This window comes from Dethiosulfatibacter sp., assembly GCF_983023055.1.
On the sequence record NZ_CEZJXU010000317.1, the window covers coordinates 1 to 3,104 of the forward strand.

Annotated in this window: 3 protein-coding genes; 1 reads left to right on the forward strand and 2 read right to left on the reverse strand. The window is 38.0% G+C overall.

All coding sequences use genetic code 11. From position 1 onward, the window contains the following. On the reverse strand, positions 1 to 1,478 hold a 1,478-nt coding region (locus tag AC3AX0_RS10240), incomplete at its 3' end, for a phosphodiester glycosidase family protein (RefSeq protein ID WP_487550194.1). A gap of 39 nt (positions 1,479 to 1,517) precedes the next feature. Continuing rightward, positions 1,518 to 2,228 carry a tRNA 2-thiocytidine biosynthesis TtcA family protein gene (locus AC3AX0_RS10245; RefSeq protein ID WP_487550195.1) on the reverse strand — a complete coding sequence of 237 codons (711 nt, stop codon included), beginning with the start codon at positions 2,226 to 2,228 and terminating at the stop codon, positions 1,518 to 1,520. Between the two features lie 284 nt (positions 2,229 to 2,512). Here AC3AX0_RS10245 and AC3AX0_RS10250 point away from each other — a divergent pair, with 284 nt between their 5' ends. Next, on the forward strand, positions 2,513 to 2,986 hold the full coding sequence (locus AC3AX0_RS10250; protein WP_487550196.1) for a COG2426 family protein: 474 nt from the start codon (positions 2,513 to 2,515) through the stop codon (positions 2,984 to 2,986). Positions 2,987 to 3,104 lie beyond the last annotated feature (118 nt).

A 3,104-nucleotide genomic window follows, 5' to 3' on the forward strand; every position in this document is an offset into this window, starting at 1 on the left:
CCATTTTCATCCACTCCCATTAAATCTGGAATTTCATATTCAGAGTCTTCGTTCAGAGAAATGTCATCTATTGGAGAATATATCTCCATTACATCTCCAAGAACCTCAACATTGAATTCGCATCTCACAGAACCGTAGGATACTTTCACTTCCGCAGTTCCGGATTCCAGGAATCTGATTCCATCCCTGTCCTTCCTGTAGTCAAGACCACTTACTTTTATATCAAGTTTTGAATCCGAAACAGCAACTGGCACCTTATATTTATTGTATGCCTTTACTTCAAAGGAAAGATACTGTTCCTTGAAGAGCTTCTCCGATATATCAAAGACATCAAGGGATTTGATTCTTGAACTTCTTGGGTGGGAATCGAATACGCCAAGACCTGAAACAAGAAGCCTTTCATACCCGTCTGAGGGACTGTTTACAATTTCATAGTCTCCCTTTCCGTAATAGTCTACTACCATTTCAGAAGACCCGCCGCCGTCAAGGTTTACTCCGTTCCAACATCCCAAATCAAGCATAAGCTCTATAAGTTCACTCTGAAGCATGCCTATTGAATCTTCACTTCTGCCGTCTACAGTTATGAGATATGCCATTTCCTCATCTTCTGTAAATCCTATGGCAGTCCTGGGATGTCTTCCAAGAACATCATTGTTATAGTCTCCTTCCTGTCCTTCCTTAAGAAGATAATTTACTCCTCCTGAAGCCCAGTCTATATCGTCTATGTCGAATCCAAAATCAACATCAAGGGAAACTTTATCCCTTATTTTGAATTTATCAAGAATCTCTGTATTATTTGCATTGAAAACTATTACATATCCTGAAGAAGGTATGTCAACTGGATCCTCTCCAATGTTTATACTTTTCACCTTGTTTCTGTACACTACAATTTCAGCAAGGGACCTTGTCTCAGTACTTCCCATTGATTCTTCACCCCAGGCGCTGTTAAGTACAATTATTTCACCGTTGAAGGCTCCAATCTTGTTTACAGCAGCTACAGGCAACTTCTCATCATCAACCACTAGAGTCATGGAAGGTTCTATTATTGAAATGTCAAAATCATTGCCATCCTTCACAATTGTTGGGAAATTGTAAAGATTGCTGTTTGGAGAAGATATGATGTCGTCTCCATCCATAAGTGTTCCAAAGGTAAAGGAAGGATTTGCCATATTGAAAAAGTCTCCGTTTACAGCTCCTGTCGCACTCCATTCATTTGCAATGGATGTAAGCTTATCCCTTTTTGATATCTCTTCGGAATAAACGGGCTTCAAGTCTGTATACCTGTTGTCCATGTCTATTTTTAGCACATCTATTTCCACAGGACCATCACTGGTCTGTCTTGTAATGCTTATATGCTGAATTCCATCAGACAGATATTCCTCACTTGTTTCCTCCATGAGAGTCTTCATTTCCCCACCAGCATTCATTGTGAAAGCCAGCATCATTGATAGTGTAAATGCTAAGATTTTCTTTTTCATATGTCTACCCCTTTGTCTTCTATTTCTTAAGCAAAGCAGCTAGAACCAGAGGCTCAGCTGTTCCTTGTTTTTAATGGCCCCTATAAGTCTGTCTCTTCCTTCGGGAATATCCTTGTAGATGTTTTTTAGAAGCAACTTCATTTCTTCCCTCTTTGTGTGCCTGTCCATTGGACATACACTCTTGACTATTGGTATGTCGTGCCTGTTCATTACTCCTTCAATCTGAGCTTCCTTCAAAAACACCATTGGTCTGATACAGTGTATATTCTTATTTGAAAGATATGTGACTGGCTTGAATGTTGAAACCCTTCCCTCGTAAAACATGCTGAGAAAAAGTGTCTCCAGTGCGTCATCTGCATGATGTCCAAGGGCCACTTTGTTGAAGCCTAGCTCCGTAACCTTGTCGTTAAGGGCTCCCCTTCTCATCTTTGCACAGAGAGCGCAGGGATTTTTTTCCTTTCTTATATCAAATATGATTTCAGCAATATTCGTATCAACCACATAATATGGCACATCAATTTTTTTGCAGAATTCATCTATTGGACTTGTGTCAAAATTATCAAAACCCATTCCCACAGTTACTGCTGCAAGGTCATACTTCACTGGACTGAATCTCTGAAAAAGCTTCATTCCATAAAGAAGTACCATACTGTCCTTTCCACCGGATATTCCAATTACTATCTTGTCTCCGTCCTGAATCATATTATATTCTTTAACTGCTTTTCTTATTCCACCTAAAATCTGTTTCATTGCTACCTTTTTGATATGTCTAATAAATATCGCATATCTACCTTTCAAAATTTTTAATGATTACGGTCTAATGATATCAGATTATTGTTGATTATTACATTAAATATTTATTATATTTTTTCATGTTCCAACTATACCAATGTCCTTAATATTCACATGCTCTATAATAGAATACCCGGATTATTAATCTTAGACTAAATTTTCTATTAAATTGTTTCAAAGTTTCTGCAAATAGTATATAATTATGGAGTTATTCTATTAATACAATCAATCAGAGGTATAAAATGAATTTTATAACAGAAAATCTCAGCAGAGAAGCCGCAGTATTCATACTGGCAATGCTTCCCATCGCTGAACTTAGAGGGGCAATTCCACTGGGAATAGGTCTAGGAATGGATCCATGGAAATGCTACTTCATCTCCGTTGCAGGCAACATGATCATAGTACCTGTATTATTAAAAATATTCAAACCTGTAATAAGGTATATAGCTAGGACGAAACTGCTAAGAAAAACGGCAGGAAAGATAGTAGACAAGGTGGACAAAAATGCTAAGAAGGTCATGAAGTACGAACTCATAGGACTCTTTCTACTGGTAGCCATACCTCTTCCTACTACAGGGGCATGGACAGGCTGCGGAGTAGCTTCATTTTTGAAGCTTGATTACAAAAAATCAATTGGCTTCATCTCCCTTGGAATAATGACTGCTGGACTCATAGTCATGCTTCTAAGCTTTGTAGGATTCGGAATGGTCAACTAATTCAAAAAAATATTATTTCATTGAATATATATTGACAAATAAATGCTATATGATATAATTTTTATGGTAACAAAGCCTTATCAAGAGAGGTGGAGGGACGGGCCCTATGAAACCCGGC